Here is a 24,034-nt window from a genome sequence, read left to right as displayed (position 1 = left end):
TCTTTCAAGGAATAAAAAGGTGCTGCAATCATGGATTTGCTGAAGTTTATCCTCCGTTTGCCTTTTACGTTGATCAAAGGTCTGTTCCGCCTGTTGGCCCTGATTTTTGGCCTGTTGGGGCGGCTGTTCAAGCCGGTGGTGGGCAACCTGAACTGGAATGCACCTGCCTGGTGGGCAGCGGTATCCGGCGGGGTGAAGCGCGGCTTCCTGCGGCTGGAAGGTGGGGTGGACACCTATCCCAAAGCCATTAGCCTGTCGTTGCTGGTGCTGTTGTGCGCCGCGGGTGGCGCCTTCTACGGATGGCACTGGTGGCTGAATCGGCCACAGCCGATTGAACCGGCACCGATGGTGTACCAGGAAACCAGCGTGCGAGTATCCGATCCTGAGCCGGTTAACTTTGCCGTGCAGAAATCTGCGCCGCAGCAGGTCACCCTCACCTTTAGAAACTCCGTGGCACCCTTGACCGATGTCGGCAAGGCCGTAGAAAAAGGCATCTCCATCAGCCCGGCACTTGAAGGGCAGTGGAAGTGGAATAATGCCTGGACCCTGGTCTTCACGCCGAAAAGCCCTTTGCCGATGGGCAGCAAATATGAGGTTAAGCTTGAGCCTGCCGTGTTGCTGGCCCCGCAGATTAAACTCGCCAACACCAACTACAGCTTTAGTGCCCCGGCTTTTGACTATCAACTTGGGCAAGCCGAGTATTATCAGGACCCACAAGATCCGCAAAAGCGCAGCGCTATCTTCAACGTCAAATTCAATGCGCCAGTAGACGTGGCCAGCTTTGAAAAACAGATTGCCATGGGGTTGATCGAAGCCAACGCCAAATCTGAAAAGAAACTCAATTTCTCCGTGGTCTTTGACGCCAAGAAACTGAACGCCTGGGTGCATTCTGAACCGCTGAAAGCGCTGGATCACGGTGGTAAAGTGCATCTGGTGCTGGGCAAGGGCATCAAGTCGGTGGTGTCTGCCAATGAGATCGCTCAATCGAAAGACAGCTGGGTATCGGTGCCAACCCTGTATAGCCTCACGGTGAAGGATGCCAGTGCTCAGGTGGTCGATAGCGATGGCACTAAAGGCCAGCGTGCGCTGATTGTCGCTTTCAGCGATGCGATCAAAGACAAAGATGCCGGGCGTGCGGTCAAGGCCTGGTTATTGCCGCAGCATAACCCTAACGACTCTGAAGCCAGTAACGAACCGGACGATTTTTATCAGTGGGGCGGGACCGAGAGCATCGAAAACAGCGTGATGGCCCAGTCTACGCCACTGATGCTGACCCTGAATGAAGCGGAAGAGACCTATCAACCGCAGTTCAGCTTCAAGTTTGACGCACCGGCTCACCGCTTTATGCTGCTGGAAATCACCAACCTGATGACTTCTTCGGGCGGCTATAAAATGCCGGAGAAGGTCTACCGCATCGTCGAAGTCCCGGACTTCCCGAAAACCTTGCAGTTTATGTCACAGGGTTCTCTGCTGTCGGTGAATGGTGACAAGCAAATCAGCGTGGCGGCGCGTAACGTGCCCGGCCTGCGTCTGGATATCAAGCGGGTGATCCCAAGCCAGCTGCAACATATCGTCTCATTCAAAAGCAGCGAATACTCTTCGGCCCAGTTCAACCAGCTTAACGATGAATATTTTACCGAACACTTTAAGTATCAAACGGTAATCAATAACGATCGGCCGGGTGAAGTGAGCTACAAGGGCATCGATCTCTCACGTTACCTCTCCACCAGCACGGATTCCCATCGCGGTGTGTTCCTGCTGACGCTGTCAGAATGGCAGCCGGAAAAGAAAAAGACGCAGGCCACAGAGGATGAAGGCGATCAGGGCGAGCAGGAAGGGGATGATTCACCCAGCGTGGGAGATTCGCGCTTTGTTGTCGTGACCGATCTGGGGATTATTGCCAAACGTTCGCAGGATAAAACGCGCGATGTGTTTGTCCAATCTATCCACAGCGGTGCGCCAGTCGGTAACGCCAAAGTCTCGGTGATCGCCAAAAACGGCGTGACGCTGCTCAGCCAGGTGACCGATGCCAATGGGCACGTGCGTTTCCCTGCGCTGGACGTGTATACCAACGAACGCGAGCCGGTGATGTTCCTGGTGGAAAAAGAAGGCGATGTGTCCTTCTTGCCGACCACCCGCTACAACGATCGCGGGCTGGATTTCTCCCGCTTTGATATTGAAGGCGAAGAAACTCCGATCGATCCACGTACCCTGAGCAGTTACCTGTTCTCCGATCGTGGCGTGTACCGTCCGGGCGATACCTTCAATATTGGTCTGATTACCCGTGCGGCCGATTGGGGCGTAGCCCTGGCTGGCGTACCGGTGCGTGCCGAAATCCGCGATCCGCGCGACAAACTGATGACGACGGTGCCGCTGACTCTCGGTGGCGGTGGTTTCAATGAATTGAGTTACACCACCGATGAGAACGCGCCAACGGGCGAGTGGAACGTCTACCTGTATCTGATTGGCAAAAATAACGACACATCCACCTTGCTCGGCCATACCGCCGTCAACGTGAAAGAGTTTGAGCCAGACCAACTGAAGGTCAAGCTGGAGTTGACGCCGAACCGGCAGCAAGGGTGGGTAAAACCTTCTGAGCTGCAGGCGAACATCGATGTGCAGAACCTGTTTGGCACACCGGCCCAGGATCGCCGAGTTACCTCGAAGCTGACACTACGGCCAATGTATCCAAGCTTCGATCGCTTCCCGGATTACGCCTTCTTTGAGAACCGCCAGAATAGCGACGGTTTTGAAACGGAACTGGAAGACCGCACCACCAACGAGCAGGGCGTGGCGAATATTCCGCTGGACCTGAAGTCCTATGCGGATGCGACCTACCAGTTGCAACTGCTGTCGGAGGCCTTTGTAGCGGGCGGTGGACGTTCCGTTGCCGCCACTGCTCGGGTACTGGTGTCGCCGTATGACTATCTGGTGGGGGTGAAGCCAGACGGTGATTTAGGCTACATCAACCGGGGTTCGGCGCGGCATTTGAACGTGATTGCCGTCGATCCTTCCCTGAAACAGATCGCACTCGCCGATCTGAAGCAGGTGTTGATCGAGCAGAAATACATCTCGGTGCTGACCAAGCAGGATTCTGGCGTTTATAAATACCAGTCGAAAATGAAAGAGGTGCAGCTGTCCGAGCAGCCGTTGGCGCTGAGCGAGCAGGGCACCGATCTGACCTTGGCAACCGAAACCCCAGGTGACTTTGTTCTGGTGATTGAAGATGCGCAGGGCAAGGTGCTCAACCGTATCGCCTATAGCGTGGCGGGCAACGCCAACCTCAGCCGTTCGCTGGATCGCAATGCCGAACTGAAGCTGAAACTGAACCAGGCGGAATATCAGCCGGGTGAAGAAATAGAAGTGGCGATCAACGCGCCTTATACCGGCAGCGGTTTGATCACCATTGAAAAAGACCGTGTCTATGCCTGGCAGTGGTTCCACACCGATACCACCAGCTCGGTGCAGAAAATCCGGGTTCCGGCCGGGATGGAAGGCAACGGGTATATCAACGTGCAGTTTGTGCGCGATGTGAACTCCAGCGAGATCTTTATGAGCCCGCTGAGCTATGGCGTCATGCCGTTTAAAATCAGCACCAAAGCCCGGCAAAACGGCCTGGAAATAGTAACACCTGAGGTAATTAAGCCGGGTGAAAACCTGACGATGACGGTGAAAACCGATGGTCCTCAGCAGGTGGCACTGTTTGCCGTAGATGAGGGGATCTTGCAGGTAGCGCGTTACCGCCTGAAAGATCCGCTGGAGTACTTCTTCCGTAAGCGTGAACTGAGCGTAGAAAGCTCGCAGATCCTCGATCTGATCCTGCCGGAATTCAGCAAGCTGATGGCACTTTCGGCGGCACCAGGCGGTGATGCGGGGGAAGGGCTGGATCTCAACCTGAACCCGTTCAAACGCAAGCGTGACAAGCCGGTGGCTTATTGGTCTGGCATTACCGAAGTCAACGGCGAGAAGCAGTTTACCTATCCGGTGCCGGATTACTTCAACGGCAAGATCCGCGTGATGGCCATTTCGGTGACGCCAAGCAAAATCGGCAAGGCTCAAACCTCCGCGACGGTACGTGACAACTTCATCATGACGCCGAACGTGCCTTACATGGTGGCTCCGGGGGATGAGTTTGATGTTAGCGTAGGGGTTAGCAATAACCTCGAAGGGTTGAACGGTAAACCTGTGGCGATCGCCGTGCAGTTGACTCCACCGCCGCAGTTGGAAGTGGTGGGTAAGGCCGAGCAAAGCCTGTCATTGGCAGAGAAGCGTGAAGGCGTGATCAACTTCCGCCTACGTGCCAAGGCGGTACTGGGTGATGCTCCGCTGGTATTTGATGCACGTTATGGTGATAAAACCAGCCGCCGTACCATTAGCACCTCGGTACGTCCGGCAATGCCTTACCGCACCCAGACGGTGATGGGCCGGATGAGTGGCAGCAGCCAGAATATTGATAATCTGCGGCAGATGTTTGATGCCTATGCGCAGCGTAGCGCGGCGGTATCCCACTCGCCGTTGGTGCTGACCAACGGTCTGGCGCAGTATCTGGCAGATTATCCGTATTACTGTTCTGAGCAGATCGTCAGCCGTTCTATTCCGCTGATCATGCAAAGCCAGCATCCGGAAATGAAAAGCAGCCTGAGCCAGGCCGAAGTCAGCAAACAGCTGAAAAACCTGCTCGGCGTACTGCGTTCCCGCCAGAACGACAGCGGGGCCATTGGTGCCTGGCGTTCATCGCCGGAAACCGATCCTTTCGTCACGCCATACGTGGTGCAATACCTGCTGGAAGCCAAAGCGGCGGGCTATGCCTTGCCGGTAGGGATGCTGGAAGATGCCAACGGCGCGCTGCGTGAGCTGGCAGCCAACCGTTATGATGATATGTATCATCTGCGTCTGCGTACCTGGGCGGTCTACCTGCTGACCTTGCAGGGCGAAATTACCACCAACTCGCTGGCCTCGGTGCAGGATACGTTGCAGAAACTGTATCCAGACAGCTGGAAAACCGATTTGAGCGCCCTGTATCTTGCATCGTCTTACCGTCTGCTGAAAATGGACGATGAGGCCAATGCTTTGCTGCAGCCTAGCTGGAAGCAACTGAGCAAAGCCTATGACAAAGGCTGGTGGACGCAGAATTACTTCGATCCGTTGGTGCAGGACGCAACGCGTCTGTACCTGATCGCTCGCCACTTCCCGGAGAAGGTTTCTTCCATCCCTCCGCAGGTGCTGGAGAACATGGTCAAGGCGTTGAAAGAAGAGCGCTACACCACTTACTCTTCGGCGATGAGTATCCTGGCGCTGGAAAGCTACTCGGCTCAGGTGGCGGCGCAGGCCAATGCCACAGATTCGCTGACGATTGCGCAGCTCGGCAAGCAAGGTAACGTCGATCCGCAGGTGATTTCAGAGATGATAGGGCTGTTTGCCAAAGGCCAGTTTACGGCCGAGGCCAAAGCCATCCGCTTTACCAACAGTGCCGACGCTCCGGCCTGGTATGTGGTCACTCAGGCCGGTTACGATCTGGCTGCTCCACAGAAAGCCATTGCTCGCGGTTTGGAAATTACCCGTGATTACACCGATGAACAGGGTAAACCTGTCACTCAGGTGACGCTGGGGCAGAAGATCAACGTTCATCTGAAAATCCGCGCCAATTCGAAAGAAGGGCAGAGCAACCTGGCGATTGTCGATCTGCTGCCTGGTGGATTTGAAGTGGTGCAGCAAACGGCACCAGAGCCAGAATCGACCGGCGAAGACGGTGAAGCCAGCGAGAATACGGACGCAGGGTGGCAGTCGCCACTGGCTGCCTCGGGCTCCACTTGGGCACCTGATTACAGCGATATCCGCGAAGACCGGGTGATTATCTATGGTAGCGCCAGTACCGACGTGCAGGAGTTTGTCTACCAGATTAAAGCGACCAACACCGGTAGCTTTGTGATCCCTCCTGCTTATGGTGAAGCCATGTACGATCGTGAAGTGCAGGCCATGTCGGCCAACAGCGGTAAACTGGTGGTTGTACCGGCGGAAAGTCAATAAGCCATCGCGATGCCCCGCAGCGTTGAGCTGCGGGGTTCGTGGGTACCGAGACTCCATGAAAATCCTTTCTGCATCTGCTAGGGCAAAACGCTGGCTGCAAAATATCTTGATGGCGGTATTTCTGCTGGCGCTGGGCCTGGTAGGTGCGCGGCTGTGGCCGCATCCTCCTCTTTCGCATGGCGTGCCCTTTTCCACGGTTTATTACGATCGTCACGGGACGCTGATGCGTCTCACGTTGGCCAATGACGATCGCTATCGCCTGTGGACGCCGTTGGAAAAGATCTCACCGCTGGCGGTGCAGGGTATTTTGCTGCATGAAGATCGCTGGTTCTATTACAACCCCGGATTTAACCCCGTCAGCCTGCTGCGTGGTTTTTGGCGCAGCTACGTAGCCGGTGGCAAAATGCAGGGCGGTTCGACCATCACCATGCAGCTGGCACGCATGCATTGGCATCTGAATACCCGCACACCTGGCGGCAAACTGATGCAGGTACTGCGGGCCGTTCAGTTGGAACTCAGCTACTCCAAGCACGATATTCTGGAAGCCTATCTCAATTACGCCCCCTATGGCCGCAATATTGAAAGCATCGGTGCGGCCAGCCTGATCTATTTTGCCAAGGCACCTCAGGATCTGACCTTGCCGGAGGCGCTGACGCTCTCGGTGTTGCCGCAGTCACCCAGCTATCGCATCGACCCTAAAACCGGCGTGTTGGGGCAAGCTCTGACGCAGGCCCGTAACCGCCTGTTTCAACGCTGGCAGAGCGTGTATAGCACCGACAGCAGCCAGCGAGCCTTGTTTCAACTCCCTTTGGCACTGCGCCAGCCAGAACGGATGCCGTACATTGCTCCACACTTTATCGAACAGTTACGCCAACAGACCCAGCAGTTAGTGCAGCTGGATACCCGTGTGGATACTACGTTGGATGCCGGGCTACAGCGGTTGATCGAAAGGCAGGTGAATGCGTTTATCGTCCGAAACCAGAGCCGGGGGATCCATAATGCCTCGGTGCTGTTGGTGGACAGCCGTGATATGGGGATAAGGGCGTTGGTGGGCTCTGCTGATTATTACAACCGCGAGATCCAGGGGCAGGTTAACGGGACCAATGCCAAACGCTCACCTGGCTCGACCCTCAAGCCCTTTATTTATGCCTTGGGGATGGAGCAAGGGGTACTGCATCCGATGACCATCCTGAAGGACGTGCCCTCGTCCTTTGGCGCCTATGCGCCAGAAAACTTTGACCGACGTTTCCTCGGGCCGGTAACGGCGACAGACGCGTTGAACTTCAGCCGTAATATTCCTGCGGTGTATGTGGCTTCGCAGCTACGGCAGCCGACGTTTTATCAGTTTTTAAGCCTTTCCGGCATCGCCAATCTGGCCAGTGAGAATCATTATGGGCTGTCGCTGGTGTTGGGCGGGGGGGAAATCACTGCCCAGGAACTGGCGAAGCTGTATGCGCTGTTGGCTAACCGGGGCGTATTACGTCCATTGAGGATGCAAAAGAATGACGCCTATCCACCACCGATCCGTTTGCTCAGTGAAGAAGCCAGCTTTACTACGCTGGATATGCTGCGCCAGCATCGTCGGCCAGGTGACACTTTGGCACAACGTTCGTCATCCCTGCCGGTCTATTGGAAAACCGGGACTTCCTGGGGCTTCCGCGACGCTTGGAGCGTCGGGATTTTTGGGCCTTACGTACTGGTGGTGTGGGAAGGGAATTTCGACAGCAGAGGCAACAACGTGTTTGTGGGGGCCGATGCGGCAGCTCCGCTATTTTTCAATATTATCGACAGCATTAACGCCAGCTATCCGGCCTTGCAGGAGCCGAAACACCCCTTCCCGAAACAGTTGAAGCGGGTGGATATCTGCCTGGCCAGCGGTAACTTACCAACTCAGTGGTGCCAGCAGAAAGGCAAAACCTGGTTTATCCCCGGCAAGTCGCCGATCAAGGTCGATACCGTCTATCGTCCGGTGGTGCTGGATATTCACAGCGGTGAGGTGGCCTGCCCGCCATATGATGAAACACAAACCCGCACCGAGGTATTTGAGTTCTGGCCTTCCGATTTGGCTAACGTGTTTGCTCAGGCTGGATTACCCAAACGGGCTCCGCCGCTAAACCATTGCAAGGATAATGCGGTGGCGATCGGTGGCAGCCCGCCGCGCATTACCTCGCCGCTGAAAAATACCACCTATACCTTGCGGCAATCGCAGCAGGGGCGTGACAAAATCTCCTTCAATGCGGTGACGGATGCGGACAGTAAAACGGTGTATTGGTTTGTCGATGATATTTATCTTGGCAGCAGCGCCAGTAAAACCGCCATCGATTGGCGGCCGGTCAACAATGGCCAGTATCGCATCCGGGCGGTGGACGATCATGGCCGGGCCGATAGCCGCCTGATCACCATTGAGCTGGTGAACTAAGATGCCCTCTCACCCTAACCCTCTCCCAGAGGGAGAGGGAACCGAACGCGTGTGTTTGAAATTGTAGTGACTCACCTTGGAAGTAGGGGCTCTAGCTTGCTGAGATTACCTTTTACCTCCAAAAGAGCAGGGCCTACCAGCTCCCTATTCCTGCGAAAGAGGTGTGGGGAGAGGGGGCGTAAATGCCCGCTTTCTGCGCCATCGTCTGCAAATGACCAAAAACATTACCAACGCGTAAGCCGTTATGCTCATACTCGTTGGTGATCCACGGCGTCAAATTACCCACCTGTTGCGCCGTCGCCAGCGAGAGCTTCAAATCGACATACATATCGCTGAAATAAATGGCGGCGAATACCGGTACCCGATTGTCGAGCAGGCGATCGCTGTTATACAGCGGTGACCACACGCGGCGATCGGCCAGCAGCTTGGCGGGTTCATTGAAGGGGCGCAGAGCGGCGATCTCGGTGAACATCCAGGGATAGATCATTTCCCCGGTCAGGTAAAGCGGGCGCCGATCCTCGGCGAAAGCATCGAAGTTGCCCCGTTGCCGCTCGGCGGCCCAGTTGGTAGCCTTATCCTGCGCGTAAATACTTTCATGCAGCGCGGCAAACAGCGGATTCTCCGCGTAGCTGGTCAACGCCATTACCTGCGACAGGAAGGTATCGCTGAATTCACCGTCTGGGTTGAAGGCTTCGTCAAACAGCCAAAGTAGCCGCTCGTAACCTTCACTCATGCCAAGATCGATCCCCAGGCTTTGCAGACGGCGTACGGTCAGCCGGTCGCCATCGGGCAACAACACCTCTTCCTGCTCCAGCTTGTCGGCAATCTGGCCAAGCAGCGGCTCCAGATGTGGGTAACGCTGATAGAAGATGCGATTTTTGGCGATCACCTGCGGATAGGTATGAGCGTAGACTTCATCGGCATCGGGCTGCAGGCTTGCCAGGCCGCCGGTCATAAAGCAGCAGTGTAGGCCTTCCGGAGCCTGAGAAAGATAGGTCAGCGTGATAAAGCCGCCATAGCTTTGCCCAAGCGTGCTCCACGGGCGATCGCCAAAGCAGTTTTTACGCAGATATTCGGCATCGCTCACTATCGAGTCGGCGCGGAAGCAGGCCAGGTAATCTGCTGCCTGGTGGGCGGTTAGCCCGGCCAGACTTTTACCTTCAATGCGGCTGCTGCGCCCGGTGCCACGCTGATCGAGCAGGATCACCCGATAACTTTTGAGGGCTTCGGCAATCCAACTGCTGCGTGCCGTAGGGCGTGGGCTTTTCCCTCCAGGGCCACCTTGTAAAAACAGCAGGCAAGGGAGTTGCTCATCACGGCGTAACGGGTCAACCAACTCACGGGCAAAGATCTCAATGGTGCGGGTATCCTTGCTATCGAACCAATTCAGCGGGACTTGGACCAGGTGTTCACGTACCCAGATCGCTGGCAACAAATATTCTCGTTCAACGCTCATGTTTTTCTCTCCCTGTTATGGTGTTCTCTTTTTTCTGCCGGTTATTTTAATGCCATATCGGTGTTTATCTGGAGCGTTCAGATCTACTCCATTTTATCGATAAGCAAGAATGGTCCGGAGTTTGAAGAGTGAACATCAGCGTAACAGGCGGAAGGAACTTAGCAAATGCACTAATGATTAAATTTTAGTCAATACGTGTGAGGGTGTGACTGAATAAGTATTCTTATCTGAGAATAAAAAGGGGGGGACTGGTGGCAGGGCGGAGCCACCAGTCAACATCGGTCGGGCTCAGCCGTTATCGATGACGTCGGCAGCAAGGAATTCAAAAGGAGGGCTGGTTTTAAACTCAGCGGAAACCTCACCGGTAAAATCTGCCATCTCATCTTTACCCAGCGCCAGCTTTTTAACCGGAGCGCCAGCAGCAAAGTCGACCCGTTTAAGGTCTACCCAAAATGTACTGCTGCCCAGTGCTGATTCAAAGTAGTACAGCTTGTTCTTTTGATCGGCCAGGGTGCGCCAACGAGTGGAAGAAATATTGGGTTCTTCAGGGGTCGTGATGCCAAAGGGAACAGAAACATTGCGCATAACGCTCAGTACGCTAGAGGCTGCCAGCCTGGCCTGATGATATTTCGGGATAGCGTTGATATAAAACTGTGCGCGTACAAAACGGTCGGCAGCACGGTTTGTGCCAGGCAGCATGACGTTACCCCCAATCCCTTGCCAGTACTTGGTGATGGCCAACTGTTGATCGAAGGTAGGGGAATTGGTCAGGACCTGATAGTCGCGGCTATGGTGAATCACTAATTTGCCGTTAATATATTCAAAAATAGCGCTGTCTCCACTGGCATCGGACAACGACAAATGAAGGGAGGCCAAACGTTCCTGGCCAGGCACGCCGCCGGTCACTACGATAAAGGGGGACTTTTCCAGTGAGTTAACGGCTTCTTGCACCGTGGCGAAATTATCCAATGCATACTGTGCCCATGCTGCCAATGATAAGGTTGGCTGCTGGCCATCGAATGCCGGGTATTGGGATTCAACCAACCACAGCATATTGGCTACCAGACCTTTTTCATTCATGCCATCGGTGGTTGCAACACCATAGGCGGAAGTCACAACGCTGCCGTATTTAGACGTCCATTTGATCGAGTTGCTGCCTGCGTTACCACTGCGCTCCATTCCTTGAGGAAAAATCCACAGGTCAGAGTGCAGCTGTTCTCTCCAGTCCATAGTTCGGCCGGTGATCACCAGGTTATCTTCGCCGTGGTAGACCGCGCGAGTACAGGCCATTGCCAACTGTGGTGAAAACAGAATGCTGCATATAGACAGTAAAAGGGGGGCTATCAAAAGCGTTATATTCCAATTCAATGTTATCTCTCCTTGCTACTTTTTGTACAGTGTAGGCACTACTGACCCGTGGGGCAAAAACGAGAGCGCCAAACGGGATTTTCGTTTCGTCATTATTTATGTTTGACGATAGAATCAATCAATTACCTCTTCCCTCGCCCTGAAACCGGCCAGCAGGCTGCAGCTTGCAGGGGCAAGGAGATAAAATGCATGATTAATCTATGGAAAAAATCACTCTATGAAGGTGTTGTACCAGGACGAACATCTGATCGCCGTTAACAAACCCTCAGGTTGGCTGGTGCATCGTAGCTGGCTGGATCGTCACGAGACAAAGTTTGTGATGCAAACCGTGCGCGATCAGATTGGCCAGCACGTATTTACCGTACACCGTCTGGATCGTCCTACTTCCGGCGTATTGCTGATGGCGTTGTCCAGCGATGTAGCTCGGTTATTGTCGCAACAGTTTGAACAGCATCAGGTACAGAAAACCTATCACGCGGTGGTGCGGGGCTATGTTTTAGAGGGCGGCACCGTTGACTATGCGCTGACTGAAGAGCTGGATAAGTTGGCGGATAAACATGCCAATCCGGACAAAGGTCCAAAACCGGCGGTAAGTCATTTTCAGCCCTTGGCAACGGTAGAGATGCCAGTGGCGATTGGCCGCTATGACACCTCGCGCTATAGCCTGGTTGAGCTGAAACCAGAGACCGGGCGTAAGCATCAGCTGCGCCGTCATATGGTGCACCTGCGCCATCCGATTATTGGTGATACCGCTCACGGCGATCTGCGGCAAAACCGTGGTATGGCCGAACACTTTGGTTGTTCGCGCCTGATGTTGCACGCCAGCCATCTTCAACTTAGTCATCCGGTGAGTGGCCAGCCGTTGCATATTTCCGCGCCCTGGGAAGCAGATTGGCAAGGTGTCATGTCACAATTTGGCTGGCATAACGTGCTGCCAGAACTTGAGTTTCCGCAGGCTAACGGTCAGGATAGCTAATCATTTTTTAACGGTCATAAGGGAGCAGCAACGATGGCTCAGGTCGGCATTTTCGTCGGAACGGTCTACGGTAACTCTTTGTTAGTAGCGGAAGAGGCAGAAAATATCCTGCAACAACAGGGCCATGAGGTCAAAGTGTTTGAAGAAGGGACGCTGGCAGAGTGGCAGTTTTACCGCCAGCATTATGCGCTGGTCGTGACTTCCACCACCGGGCAAGGGGACTTGCCTGACAGTATTGCGCCGCTGTTCCAGGCTATTCGCGACCAGGTGGGCTATCAGCCGGAGCTGCGTTATGGCTTGATTGCTCTGGGCGATAGCAGCTATGACAACTTCTGCGGTGCCGGGCGTACCTTTGATGCCTTGCTGCAAGAGCAGGGGGCAACGCGCGTAGGTGAAGTGCTGGAGATCGATGCGATCGAGCAACCCGAACCGGAAGTGGTTTCCTGCCCGTGGGTAGAGCAGTGGGGCACTTTGTTGAAATAGCCTCTCGATGCCTGGTTACGAGCGGCCAGGCACGACTTTATTTCTGCTATCTCCAGTGGTGAAGATAAAGCAAAAAAAAACCTAATCCCTTAAGCACTCAAGGCCGCAGCCATCAAGCGTTAAAGAATTAGGTTTTGCCTGCCGAAGCAGTAACAACCCTATCGATTACCGATTTACCCTATCACACAGAAAACCGGCAAAATGTGAACCCGCTGGCACACAGGCGATCAAATTATCGCCAAGGGTTGCGGTTATTTACCGCGCGTCAGCTTTTCCAGATCGGATTCGATCTCGGCAATTTTGTTGGTGACCACGTTTTGCAGATGCTGCAGGTCATCGAGGATCTTGCGTTTTAGATCTACTTCTACCTGATCGCGCTGGCAGAGTTGATCCAGTTCATCGATCACGTAGCGCAGGTTCGGGTTGATCTCATGGATCTCTTTGTAACCCTGGCCGGCATTGTCTGCCACCACGGTTTTGCGCTGGCGCGGATACTTGAACTTCACGCTCTTGGCAAAGAACTCGCCCTTATCTTTGCGGAAGTAAATCTTGAGGATGTCGTTATTGGCCTCCTGACGCAGGCTATAGCGATCGATATCTTCCGGTTGATTGATACCCAAGCTTTTCAGGTTGTCATACATAATAGCGCCACCTTTTAATCAACTATATTCCCCTGAACGCGCAATATGCAGTTTTGTAAGCTGCAAATCGAAACACATCAGGAATATTCCACTGCCAGAGAGTATGGCGAAAACGCCCGTCACAGACTGTGACGGCCCGCGTATTGAAGGCAAAAAAATGGCGGGTGATACACCCGCCGTTCAAGCTTAGTCGATAGTGCGCAATAACTCATTAATCCCGACTTTACCACGGGTCTTGGCGTCCACTTTCTTGACGATCACTGCGCAATACAGGCTGTAGGAACCATCTTTGGAAGGCAGGTTGCCGGACACGACCACGGAGCCTGCAGGTACGCGGCCATAGTGCACTTCACCGGTTTCACGATCGTAGATACGGGTGCTTTGGCCCAGATAAACGCCCATGGAGATCACTGAACCTTCTTCTACGATCACACCTTCAACCACTTCTGAACGCGCGCCGATGAAGCAGTTGTCTTCGATGATAGTTGGGTTGGCCTGCAATGGCTCCAGCACGCCACCGATGCCGACGCCGCCGGACAGGTGAACGTTTTTGCCGATCTGCGCACAAGAACCTACTGTGGCCCAGGTGTCTACCATGGTGCCTTCGTCGACGTAGGCACCGATGTTGACGTAAGAAGGCATCAGCACGGTGTTACGAGCGATAAATGCCCCCTGACGTACGGTAGCCGGTGGCACCACGCGGAAGCCTTCCTTCTGGAAGCGTGCTTCATCGTAGTCAGCGAATTTCATCGGCACTTTGTCGTAATAGCGGGTTTCTGCACCGTCCATTACCTTGTTGTCGTTGATACGGAAAGACAGCAGGACGGCTTTTTTCAGCCACTGATGGGTAACCCATTGCCCCTCGATCTTCTCGGCAACGCGCAGGGCGCCGCTGTCCAGCAGGGCGATCACCTGGTTTACCGCTTCACGCGTTACGGTGTCTACGTTGGCCGGGGTAATATCCGCGCGGCGTTCGAAGGCGCTTTCAATAACGTTCTGTAATTGCTGCATGCTGTTCTCTGTCCTGATTTTATTTACGAAAGGTTACTTTTATCACATTTTATCGGTTGGATTGAGTGCCTCTGTCAACCGTTGTTCTAATTTTCTGCGTGTTTGCGGATCCAGCGCCCGGCGATCGGCATCGGCCAAAATAAACAAATCTTCGACCCGTTCGCCGATGGTGGAGATACGTGCACCGTGCAGCGACAGGCCCAGATCGGCGAAAACTTCACCCACACGCGCCAGCAGGCCGGGCTGATCGAGGGCGATCAGTTCCAGATAACTGCGGCGATCGGTGTGGGTTGGCAGGAAGCTGACCTCGGTCGGTACGCTGAAATGGCGTAGCTTGGACGACGGACGCCGAGCGCGGGGCGGTTGGTAATCTCGTTGGGTGATGGCTTGCTCCAGCGCATGGCGGATCGCGGCATGACGATCCTGGGCCAACGGGCTGCCATCCGGCTCCAGCACGATAAAGGTGTCCATGGCCATGCCGTCGCGGTTGGTGAAGATCTGGGCATCATGTACGCTGAGATTGCGCCGATCCAGCTCACCGGCAACGGCGGCGAACAGGTAAGGGCGATCCGGGCTCCAGATAAAGATCTCGGTGCCGCCACGCGTGGCCTGGTGGCTGACCAGCACCAGTGGCTTGGTTGAGTCATGGGCCAGCAGGTGGCGGGCGTGCCAGGCGAGCTGATTCGGTGAGTGGCGCAGGAAATAGTCGGCGCGGCAGCGGCTCCAGATATGGTGCAGCGCCTCTTCATCGATATTGTCCATGCGCAACAGGGCCAGTGCCTGTAAACGATGGTGGCGCACCCGCTCACGCAGATCCGGGCTGTTCTGCATGCCACGGCGCAGTTGCTTCTCGGTGGCGAAGTACAGCTCGCGCAACAGGCTCTGTTTCCAACTGTTCCACAAGGTCTCGTTGGTGGCACAGATATCGGCGACCGTCAGGCAAACCAGGTAGCGTAGCCGGGTTTCGCTTTGCACTTCGCTGCTGAACTGCTGGATCACGGTCGGGTCCTGAATATCACGCCGTTGTGCGGTAACCGACATCAGCAGGTGGCAGCGTACCAGCCAGGCAACCAGCTGTGCTTCGCGTGAGTTCAAGCCATGCAATGCAGCAAACTCCAAGGCGTCTTGGGCGCCTAAAATGGAGTGATCGCCCCCGCGCCCTTTGGCGATATCGTGGAACAGCGCTGCCAGCAACAGCAATTCTGGGTGAGGCAAGCGAGGATAAAGCTCCACGCACAGCGGATGGCGTGGGCGAGTTTCCTCATCGGAGAAGCTTTCCAGCTTTTGCAGCACGCGCACGGTATGTTCATCGACGGTATAGGCATGGAACAGGTCGAACTGCATCTGGCCGACGATGCTGCCCCATTGCGGCATATAGGCCCACAGCACGCTGTGGCGATGCATTGGCACCAACGCCCGTGAGACTGCGCCAGGGTGCCGCAGAATGGCCATAAACAGCTCCCTGGCCTCGGGAATGTTGCACAGCGGCTGTTTCAGGTGGCGGCGGGCATGGCGCAACTGGCGTACGGTGGTGGAGTAGATGCCTTTGATTTCGCGGTTGCGTACCATCAGGTAGAACATGCGCATGATGGCTTCGGGCTGGCGGATAAACAGCGTTTCGTCGCGCAGATCGATCAAATCGCCACGCAGTTGAAAATCATCGTTCAGCGGGCGCGGCTTCTCCGTGGCGTCCAATGCCAGGATCGCTTCATCGAACAGCTGTAGCAGCATGTGGTTCAGCTCGCCGACGCGGCGCGTCATGCGATAGAAATCCTTCATCATGTGCTCTACCGGCTCATTGCCTTCCCCCTCGTAGCGCAACAGCTGGGCCACGCTGAGCTGGCGATCGAACAGCAGGCGGTTGTCATAACGCGGTAGCGCCAGGTGCAGGGCAAAACGAATACGCCACAGGAAGCTTTGGCATTCGTTCAATTCGTTGCGTTCGGCCTGGGTCAGGAAGCCAAAACCGACCATCTCATCAAGCGAGGTGGCGCCGAAATGGCGGCGGGCCACCCACATCAGCGTATGGATATCACGCAGGCCACCTGGGCTGCTCTTGATATCCGGTTCCAGGTTGTAGCTGGTGCCGTGATAGCGCTGGTGACGTTGTTGTTGCTCAACCAGTTTGGCGTCAAAGAATTTGGGCGAAGGCCAGAAGCCGTCGCTGAAAACATGCTTCTGCAATTGCAGGAACAGGGCGACGTCACCGCAGATCATGCGGGATTCGATCAGGTTGGTGGCAACGGTCAGGTCCGCCAAGCCTTCCAGCAGGCACTCTTCCAGCGTGCGTACGCTGTGGCCGACTTCCAGCTTGAGATCCCACAGCAGGGTAATGAATTCACCGACGCGAGCGGCCTGTTCATCGTTCAGGCGAGTCTGGCTGAGCACCAGCACGTCGATATCAGACAGCGGGTGCAGTTCACCACGGCCATAGCCGCCGACGGCCAGCAGCGCCGTTTCGGGGATAGTGTCAAAGCCGTAAAACAGCCACAGCCGCCGCAATAGCCGATCGATAAACTTGCTGCGCGCCGCCACCAGACTTTCGGCACTGGCTCCGGCATTGAAGGCTACTGCCAGCCACTGCTGAAACTGCTCAAGCCGCTGTTTAAGGGCCAGGCAATTGATCTCTTCATCGCCATAGGTGCTGGGAGCATCCGGCTTTTTGGGAACGGCCGGGGTCTCTAGCTCACGATAATTTTCAGACATGTTTCGCCGCCCATAAAAAAAGCCGGCATAGGCCGGCTTGTCACAAGAACCCTGTGGTTCTTACATTTCGTGAGTAATGATGTTGGGGATGGTGTCATCCTTGCGCAACGTCATTATCTCGCAGCCGTTATCAGTCACCACAATAGTATGCTCATACTGTGCCGACAAGCTGCGATCTTTGGTTTTCACCGTCCAGCCGTCTTTCATGGTGCGGATGCGGTAATCACCGGCATTGACCATGGGTTCAATGGTGAAGGCCATACCGGCCTGCAGCACCACGCCGCCGTCATCAGCATCGTAATGCAGTACCTGAGGCTCTTCGTGGAAACCTTCGCCGATACCGTGGCCGCAATATTCGCGCACTACGGAGAACTTCTCTGCTTCAACAAACTGCTGGATGGCTTTACCCAGAGTGCGCAGGCGGATACCCGGTTTGACCATCTTCAAGGCCAGATACAGGCTTTCCTGGGTGATGCGGCACAGGCGCTCGCCCAGAATGGTCGGTTTACCGACGATGAACATCTTGGAGGTATCGCCGTGGAAGCCGTCTTTGATCACGGTCACGTCGATATTGACGATATCCCCGTCTTTCAGCACCTTGTCGTCACTTGGGATGCCGTGGCACACCACTTCATTCACCGAGATACAGACCGATTTTGGGAAGCCATGGTAGCCCAGGCAGGCCGAGATTGCCTGTTGTGTATTGGTGATATGCTCGTGGCAGATCCTGTCTAGCTCGCCGGTGGTGACGCCGGGTTTAACGTGGGGCTCGATGATTTCCAGCACTTCTGCGGCCAGGCGGCCCGCAACGCGCATCTTTTGAATGTCATCAGGTGTTTTAATTGAAATTGCCATGAAAGTTAGTCCGCAGGTGTCGTTATGGTCGACAAGGTAGAAAGATAAGGCATTGAGTTATGGTATCAGCCCGGCTTGAGGCTGCCAAATTTCATTTGTGAAGGGCCAGGCCAACTGCAACAAAAGTTGGTGTCTGGGGCGGGTTTATGGTATAAAGCGCGCCGGCAGATCCGCATTCGGCCTTGAGTGCCAGTGAGGAAATGACCGAAAGTAGTTCAACTGCACTCACATTGTGTAAATAACACACACGTATCGACACATCCGCCGGGGTGCCTTGAGATGACTCACGTCATTGTCCGGGTCGGCGTTATGGGATACGTGGAGGCATAACCCCAATCAACTCTAATAGAGGTTTTAATCATGGCAACTGTTTCCATGCGCGACATGCTCCAGGCTGGTGTACACTTTGGTCACCAGACCCGTTACTGGAACCCGAAAATGAAGCCTTTCATCTTCGGCGCACGTAACAAGGTTCACATCATCAACCTGGAAAAAACCGTACCAATGGCCAACCTGGCTTTGGCTGAACTGACCAAGATCTCTTCCCGTAAAGGTAAGATCCTGTTCGTTGGTACCAAGCGCGCAGCAAGCGAAGCGGTAAAAGAATATGCTAACGGCTGCGATCAGTTCTTCGTGAACCATCGCTGGTTGGGCGGCATGCTGACTAACTGGAAAACCGTTCGTCAGTCAATCAAACGTTTGAAAGATCTGGAAATCCAGTCCCAAGACGGCACCTTCGACAAGCTGACCAAGAAAGAAGCGCTGATGCGCACTCGTGAACTGGCCAAGCTGGAAAACTCCCTGGGTGGTATCAAGGACATGGGTGGTCTGCCAGACGCTCTGTTTGTTATCGATGCCGATCACGAACACATCGCGATCAAAGAAGCCAACAACCTGGGTATCCCGGTATTCTCTATCGTTGATACCAACTCCGATCCAGACGGCGTTGACTTCATCATCCCTGGTAACGACGACGCAATCCGTGCAATCAAATTGTACCTGACCGCCGTTTCTGCCGCCATCCGTGAAGGTCGTTCTCAAGATCTGGCCGTTCAGGCGGAAGAAAGCTTCGTAGAAGCTGAATAATAAGGTCAAGCCCTTATTAACCAGGTATTGAATATGTTGGTTAGGGGGGCCTTTAAGGGCCCCCTTTGCTTATCTGAATGAGAACTATCTCCGAGCGAGATAACCGAGGAAAAAGAAATGGCTGATATTACCGCTGCCCTGGTAAAAGAACTGCGTGAGCGTACCAGCGCAGGTATGATGGATTGCAAAAAAGCGCTGATCGAATCTAACGGCGACATCGAGCTGGCAATCGAAAACATGCGTAAATCTGGCGCGATCAAAGCGGCGAAAAAAGCAGGCAACGTAGCTGCTGACGGCGTGATCAAAACCAAGATCGAAGGCAACTTCGGCATGATCGTGGAAGTTAACTGCCAGACCGACTTCGTTGCTAAAGACGGCGGTTTCCAGGCTTTCGCTGACAAAGTGTTGGATGCGGCTTTTGCTGGCAAAATCACTGACGTTGATGTGCTGAAAGCGCAGTTCGAAGAAGAGCGCGTTGCGCTGGTGGCAAAAATCGGTGAGAACATCAACATTCGCCGCATTGCTGCCCTGGAAGGCGACGTGTTGGGTAGCTACCTGCACGGTGCTCGCATCGGTGTTCTGGTTGCCGCTACCAAAGGCGCGGATGAAGAGCTGGTTAAGCAGCTGGCAATGCACGTTGCCGCTAGCAAGCCTGAATTCGTCAAGCCTGAAGATGTGTCTGCTGAAGTGGTAGAGAAAGAGTACCAGGTTCAGTTGGACATCGCCATGCAGTCTGGCAAGCCGAAAGAAATCGCAGAGAAGATGGTTGAAGGCCGCATGAAGAAATTCACCGGCGAAGTCTCTCTGACCGGTCAGCCTTTCGTGATCGAACCAAGCAAGAGCGTTGCTCAGGTGCTGAAAGAGCACAACACTGACGTGACCAATTTCATCCGCTTTGAAGTGGGTGAAGGCATTGAGAAAGTTGAAGCTGACTTTGCTGCTGAAGTTGCAGCAATGAGCAAACAGTCTTAATGCTGTTAATGGAGCCGCCGCGAGGCGGCTCCATTTTATCCAGCCAGAGAAATGCCGATGGTGGGCCCCGCGTGCCCAGGCTAATCGGTTGAAAACCCCAATACTATAACTACTGCTTCTTAGGACAGAACACCATGGCAACCAATGCAAAACCCGTTTATCAGCGTATCCTGCTCAAACTGAGTGGTGAAGCCCTGCAAGGTGCAGAAGGCTTTGGGATCGACGCTAGCGTTTTGGATCGCATGGCTCAGGAAGTAAAAGAGCTGGTCGAGCTGGGCATCCAGGTCGGTGTAGTTATTGGCGGTGGCAATCTTTTCCGTGGTGCAGGTCTGGCACAAGCCGGCATGAACCGCGTAGTGGGCGACCACATGGGAATGCTGGCTACCGTGATGAACGGCCTGGCTATGCGTGATGCACTGCACCGTGCCTATGTGAACGCCCGCCTGATGTCTGCCATTCCGTTGAATGGCGTATGTGACAACTACAGCTGGGCAGAGGCGATCAGCCTGCTGCGTAACAACCGCGTGGTCATTTTCTCCGCCGGTACGGGTAACCCGTTCTTTACCACGGATTCTGCGGCCTGCCTGCGCGGCATCGAAATTGAAGCCGATGTGGTATTGAAAGCGACTAAAGTGGATGGTGTATACTCCGCTGACCCGGTGAAAAACCCGGACGCAACGCTGTACGAACAGATCACCTACCAGGACGTGTTGGAGCGTGAGTTAAAAGTGATGGATCTGGCGGCGTTTACGCTGGCTCGCGACCATGGCTTGCCGATCCGCGTATTCAACATGAACAAGCCGGGCGCACTGCGTCGCGTGGTGATGGGTGAGAACGAAGGTACTCTGATCACCAAATAACGGCTGTTTGGCCAAATTTCCCAGGAGCGGGTAACGCCAGGCGTTGTGTGCTTCTGATAAGTAAAATTCACGGGCTATACTTTTCAGTACAGCCTGCCAAGTAACCAGCTTCCAAGGGTTCGCAACGTGATTAATGAAATCAGAAAAGATGCTGATTCACGCATGGAAAAAAGCGTCGAAGCATTCAAAAACCAAATCAGCAAGATCCGTACTGGCCGTGCTTCTCCAAGCATCCTGGACGGTATCATGGTGGAATACTACGGTGCAGCAACGCCGCTGCGCCAACTGGCCAACGTCACGGTAGAAGATTCCCGTACGCTGGCGATCAACCTGTTTGACCGTTCTCTGGGGTCGGCGGTAGAAAAAGCCATTATGTCTTCCGATCTGGGCCTTAACCCAAGCTCGGCTGGCACCGTGATCCGCGTTCCGCTTCCTCCGCTGACGGAAGAGCGCCGTAAGGATCTGATCAAGGTCGTACGTGGCGAAGCCGAGCAGGGCCGTGTGGCCGTGCGTAACGTGCGCCGCGATGCCAACGATAAAGTGAAGGCGCTGCTGAAAGACAAAGAAATCAGCGAAGATGAAGATCGCCGTTCACAAGACGACATCCAGAAAATGACCGATGCCTACATCAAACTGCTTGATGCGGCATTGGCCGATAAAGAAAAAGAACTGATGGATTTCTAATCTCCATCGCCTTGAAATAGAGCGTCGCCTTGGCGGCGCTTTATTTTTTGTGGTGCAGATCTCGTTTTATCGTACGCACAGAGCGTAAACCAGCCGTGATGCAAGTTACACTGTGGTGTACCTCCGATCTCATCACGCAGTAGATTCAGAGCGATCTCATGAAGCAACTGACAATTCTGGGTTCCACCGGTTCTGTGGGCACCAGCACCCTGGCCGTGGTCAGGGAAAATCCCGACCTTTTCGCAATCAAGGCACTGGTAGCTGGCCGTAATGTGGCGGTCATGGCGCAGCAGTGCATAGAGTTCCGCCCGAGCTATGCGGCAATGGCCGATGAGCAGGCCGCCAATGAGTTACGCGCCGTACTGGCAGAAAACGGTGTGAAAACCGAAGTGCTGGCAGGTGAAAAGGCAGCCTGCGAGCTGGCCGCATTAGACGACGTCGATCAGGTAACGGCCGCCATTGTTGGGGCCGCTGGGCTGTTGCCCACTCTGGCCGCGATCCGAGCCGGTAAGCAGGTGCTGCTGGCGAACAAAGAGTCGCTGGTCACCTGTGGCCGCCTGTTTATGGACGCGGTGCAAAAGAGCAAGGCCCAACTGCTGCCGCTGGACAGCGAGCACAACGCTATCTTCCAGAGCCTGCCAGAAAGCATCCAACGCCAACTGGGTTATAGCTCGCTGGAAGCCCACGGCGTTTCGCGCATCGTGCTGACCGGTTCCGGTGGCCCGTTCCGTACCACGCCGATGGAACAGTTCGCCACCATGACGCCGGATCAGGCCTGTGCGCATCCCAACTGGTCGATGGGGCGCAAAATCTCGGTAGATTCCGCCACCATGATGAACAAGGGGCTGGAGTATATCGAAGCTCGCTGGTTGTTCAACGCCTCGGCAGAGCAGATGGAAGTGATCCTCCACCCGCAGTCGGTGATCCACTCCATGGTGCGCTATGCCGATGGTAGCGTGCTGGCCCAACTGGGTACGCCGGATATGCGCACGCCTATCGCTCATGCCATGGCTTATCCGCAGAGGGTCCACTCCGGGGTGGCAGCGCTCGATTTCTGCCGTATCGGGGCGCTGACCTTCTCTGAGCCGGAACCTGAGCGCTATCCTTGCCTGTATTTGGCAATCGAAGCCTTCGATGCAGGCCAGGCGGCGACCACCGCCCTCAACGCGGCCAATGAGATTGCCGTAGCGGCATTTTTGCAGCAACAAATTCGTTTCACTGATATTTCAGTCGTGAACCAAAAGGTTGTTGAATGTATGGCGCTGCCGGAACCCACCAGCATTGAGATGGTGCTGGAGATCGATCGTCAGGCGCGTGAGGTGGCTGGCGGTTTGGTTCGTAACCTGCGAGTTTAATCACTTGAGCGGGTTATACCGCGGGTAAATTCGGCTCTGCTACATTGTCTGAATTTGCTGGTAAACTAGCCAGGCCGCCGTGTGGCCGTTTGTTCAGGCTTCACGGAGGTGTTATAGTCTGCGCCATAATCACCGGTTATACCGTTGAATAATGGCCGGATTGGCAGACCTTTTTACCTGACAAGCGCGGCCAATAGGGCAGTGCCAAGCCAGAAGACGGGGAAAATTTACGCCAATCTTTGCCGGGCGCTCCTTGGGGCACCAGGCAGGCAGACTGAAAAGCTGTGTCAGGCACACGGCTTTTTTTGCGCGTAAGGTCCGATATTCCGGCATGGCAAGGCGTTTCTACCGAGGAAATAAGTACGAGTTATGTCGTCCGCAAACCAACAAGAAGCTAATCTTTCTGCTCATGGGCCACGTCATGTCGCGATCATTATGGACGGCAATGGGCGTTGGGCTAAACGCCAGGGCAAGTTACGTATCTTCGGTCATAAAGCAGGGGTGAAATCGGTACGCCGTGCGGTCAGTTTTGCCGCCAGTCACCATTTAGATGCACTCACGCTTTATGCCTTCAGCAGCGAAAACTGGAACCGCCCGGCGCAGGAAGTCTCCGCGCTGATGGAGCTTTTTGTCCGCGCACTGGACAGCGAAGTAAAAAGCCTGCATAAACATAATGTCAGGTTGCGTGTGATCGGCGATGTCAGCCGGTTCAGCGCACGTTTGCAAGAGCGTATCCGCCGCTCGGAGCAACTGACAGAAAATAACGATGGCCTGACGCTTAACGTTGCCGCCAATTACGGTGGCCGTTGGGATATTATTCAGGGAGTGAAGGATCTGGCCGAGCAAGTACAGCAAGGTACGCTGTGCGTAGATCAGATCAGCGAAGAGTTACTGGGCGAGCGCGTCTGCATGAGCGATCTGTCTCCGGTGGATCTGGTGATCCGTACCGGCGGCGAACATCGCATCAGTAACTTTTTGTTGTGGCAAATTGCTTACGCCGAGCTTTACTTTACTGATGTACTCTGGCCAGATTTTGATGAACTTGTCTTTGAAGGTGCGCTGAATGCATTTGCACAACGCGAGCGTCGCTTCGGAGGAACAACACCTATCGATGCCAATGCGTCCTAGGGGGAAC

Annotated in this window: 16 protein-coding genes; 10 read left to right on the top strand and 6 right to left on the bottom strand. The window is 54.7% G+C overall.

Annotated elements, in window-relative coordinates:
- Positions 1–30: 30 nt before the first annotated feature.
- Together JHD74_RS01825 and pbpC are read left to right on the top strand one after the other, a co-directional pair.
- Positions 31–6,027 carry an alpha-2-macroglobulin gene (locus JHD74_RS01825; protein ID WP_199061416.1) on the top strand — a complete coding sequence of 1,999 codons (5,997 nt, stop codon included), beginning with the start codon at positions 31–33 and terminating at the stop codon, positions 6,025–6,027.
- A 55-nt stretch (positions 6,028–6,082) separates the two neighbouring features.
- Positions 6,083–8,446: a penicillin-binding protein 1C gene (pbpC, locus tag JHD74_RS01820; protein WP_199061414.1), complete on the top strand. Its 2,364-nt coding sequence runs from the start codon at positions 6,083–6,085 to the stop codon at positions 8,444–8,446.
- A gap of 133 nt (positions 8,447–8,579) precedes the next feature.
- Here the strand turns inward: pbpC and JHD74_RS01815 are convergent, their stop codons facing one another.
- Positions 8,580–9,902, bottom strand: a complete 1,323-nt coding sequence (locus tag JHD74_RS01815; RefSeq protein ID WP_024529498.1) for an alpha/beta fold hydrolase — start codon at positions 9,900–9,902, stop codon at positions 8,580–8,582.
- 288 nt (positions 9,903–10,190) lie between these two features.
- Positions 10,191–11,192, bottom strand: a complete 1,002-nt coding sequence (locus JHD74_RS01810) for a linear amide C-N hydrolase (protein ID WP_199061506.1) — start codon at positions 11,190–11,192, stop codon at positions 10,191–10,193.
- Between the two features lie 295 nt (positions 11,193–11,487).
- Between JHD74_RS01810 and truC the strand changes: the two genes are divergently transcribed.
- A complete protein-coding gene (gene truC, locus JHD74_RS01805; protein WP_199061412.1) occupies positions 11,488–12,246 on the top strand; it encodes a tRNA pseudouridine(65) synthase TruC in 759 nt (252 codons plus the stop codon).
- 33 nt (positions 12,247–12,279) lie between these two features.
- Positions 12,280–12,729: a flavodoxin gene (locus tag JHD74_RS01800; protein ID WP_024529501.1), complete on the top strand. Its 450-nt coding sequence runs from the start codon at positions 12,280–12,282 to the stop codon at positions 12,727–12,729.
- A gap of 251 nt (positions 12,730–12,980) precedes the next feature.
- Here JHD74_RS01800 and JHD74_RS01795 read toward each other — a convergent pair whose 3' ends face one another.
- The 4 genes from JHD74_RS01795 to map all read right to left on the bottom strand — a co-directional run bounded on the left by JHD74_RS01795 (position 12,981) and on the right by map (position 17,942).
- The gene (locus JHD74_RS01795) at positions 12,981–13,370 is read right to left on the bottom strand and encodes a DUF3461 family protein (protein ID WP_021179904.1); all 390 of its coding nucleotides are present in this window, start codon (positions 13,368–13,370) and stop codon (positions 12,981–12,983) included.
- A gap of 186 nt (positions 13,371–13,556) precedes the next feature.
- Positions 13,557–14,381, bottom strand: coding sequence for a 2,3,4,5-tetrahydropyridine-2,6-dicarboxylate N-succinyltransferase (gene dapD / locus JHD74_RS01790; RefSeq protein WP_021179905.1), 825 nt, complete (start codon positions 14,379–14,381; stop codon positions 13,557–13,559).
- Positions 14,382–14,423: 42 nt separating this feature from the next.
- On the bottom strand, positions 14,424–17,087 hold the full coding sequence (gene glnD, locus JHD74_RS01785) for a bifunctional uridylyltransferase/uridylyl-removing protein GlnD (RefSeq protein WP_199061410.1): 2,664 nt from the start codon (positions 17,085–17,087) through the stop codon (positions 14,424–14,426).
- A gap of 60 nt (positions 17,088–17,147) precedes the next feature.
- Positions 17,148–17,942: a type I methionyl aminopeptidase gene (gene map, locus JHD74_RS01780; protein ID WP_024529503.1), complete on the bottom strand. Its 795-nt coding sequence runs from the start codon at positions 17,940–17,942 to the stop codon at positions 17,148–17,150.
- A gap of 360 nt (positions 17,943–18,302) precedes the next feature.
- Between map and rpsB the strand changes: the two genes are divergently transcribed.
- From rpsB to ispU, 6 genes are all read left to right on the top strand, one after another.
- On the top strand, positions 18,303–19,028 hold the full coding sequence (gene rpsB, locus JHD74_RS01775) for a 30S ribosomal protein S2 (RefSeq protein ID WP_021179908.1): 726 nt from the start codon (positions 18,303–18,305) through the stop codon (positions 19,026–19,028).
- A 117-nt stretch (positions 19,029–19,145) separates the two neighbouring features.
- On the top strand, positions 19,146–20,000 hold the full coding sequence (tsf, locus tag JHD74_RS01770) for a translation elongation factor Ts (protein WP_021179909.1): 855 nt from the start codon (positions 19,146–19,148) through the stop codon (positions 19,998–20,000).
- Positions 20,001–20,134: 134 nt separating this feature from the next.
- The gene (gene pyrH / locus JHD74_RS01765) at positions 20,135–20,860 is read left to right on the top strand and encodes a UMP kinase (RefSeq protein ID WP_021179910.1); all 726 of its coding nucleotides are present in this window, start codon (positions 20,135–20,137) and stop codon (positions 20,858–20,860) included.
- Between the two features lie 126 nt (positions 20,861–20,986).
- Entirely contained in the window at positions 20,987–21,544 is a 558-nt protein-coding gene (frr, locus tag JHD74_RS01760; RefSeq protein ID WP_024484316.1) for a ribosome recycling factor, read from the top strand.
- Positions 21,545–21,702: 158 nt separating this feature from the next.
- Positions 21,703–22,899 carry a 1-deoxy-D-xylulose-5-phosphate reductoisomerase gene (gene ispC / locus JHD74_RS01755; RefSeq protein ID WP_199061408.1) on the top strand — a complete coding sequence of 399 codons (1,197 nt, stop codon included), beginning with the start codon at positions 21,703–21,705 and terminating at the stop codon, positions 22,897–22,899.
- A 369-nt stretch (positions 22,900–23,268) separates the two neighbouring features.
- Positions 23,269–24,027, top strand: coding sequence for a (2E,6E)-farnesyl-diphosphate-specific ditrans,polycis-undecaprenyl-diphosphate synthase (gene ispU, locus JHD74_RS01750; RefSeq protein WP_024529505.1), 759 nt, complete (start codon positions 23,269–23,271; stop codon positions 24,025–24,027).
- The last annotated feature ends 7 nt before the right edge of the window (positions 24,028–24,034 follow it).

Origin of the sequence: Serratia sp. ASV30, from assembly GCF_016428815.1 — a bacterium.
GTDB lineage: Bacteria > Pseudomonadota > Gammaproteobacteria > Enterobacterales > Enterobacteriaceae > Chania > Chania fonticola_C.
This window is presented reverse-complemented; position numbering and strand designations above follow the sequence as displayed.

Coding starts and splice junctions, on each gene's coding strand:
- JHD74_RS01825 (WP_199061416.1), top strand. CDS start 31: ATGGATTTGCTGAAGTTTATCCTCCGTTTGCCTTTTACGTTGATCAAA.
- pbpC (WP_199061414.1), top strand. CDS start 6,083: ATGAAAATCCTTTCTGCATCTGCTAGGGCAAAACGCTGGCTGCAAAAT.
- JHD74_RS01815 (WP_024529498.1), bottom strand. CDS start 9,902: ATGAGCGTTGAACGAGAATATTTGTTGCCAGCGATCTGGGTACGTGAA.
- JHD74_RS01810 (WP_199061506.1), bottom strand. CDS start 11,192: ATGGCCTGTACTCGCGCGGTCTACCACGGCGAAGATAACCTGGTGATC.
- truC (WP_199061412.1), top strand. CDS start 11,488: ATGAAGGTGTTGTACCAGGACGAACATCTGATCGCCGTTAACAAACCC.
- JHD74_RS01800 (WP_024529501.1), top strand. CDS start 12,280: ATGGCTCAGGTCGGCATTTTCGTCGGAACGGTCTACGGTAACTCTTTG.
- JHD74_RS01795 (WP_021179904.1), bottom strand. CDS start 13,370: ATGTATGACAACCTGAAAAGCTTGGGTATCAATCAACCGGAAGATATC.
- dapD (WP_021179905.1), bottom strand. CDS start 14,381: ATGCAGCAATTACAGAACGTTATTGAAAGCGCCTTCGAACGCCGCGCG.
- glnD (WP_199061410.1), bottom strand. CDS start 17,087: ATGTCTGAAAATTATCGTGAGCTAGAGACCCCGGCCGTTCCCAAAAAG.
- map (WP_024529503.1), bottom strand. CDS start 17,942: ATGGCAATTTCAATTAAAACACCTGATGACATTCAAAAGATGCGCGTT.
- rpsB (WP_021179908.1), top strand. CDS start 18,303: ATGGCAACTGTTTCCATGCGCGACATGCTCCAGGCTGGTGTACACTTT.
- tsf (WP_021179909.1), top strand. CDS start 19,146: ATGGCTGATATTACCGCTGCCCTGGTAAAAGAACTGCGTGAGCGTACC.
- pyrH (WP_021179910.1), top strand. CDS start 20,135: ATGGCAACCAATGCAAAACCCGTTTATCAGCGTATCCTGCTCAAACTG.
- ispC (WP_199061408.1), top strand. CDS start 21,703: ATGAAGCAACTGACAATTCTGGGTTCCACCGGTTCTGTGGGCACCAGC.
- ispU (WP_024529505.1), top strand. CDS start 23,269: ATGTCGTCCGCAAACCAACAAGAAGCTAATCTTTCTGCTCATGGGCCA.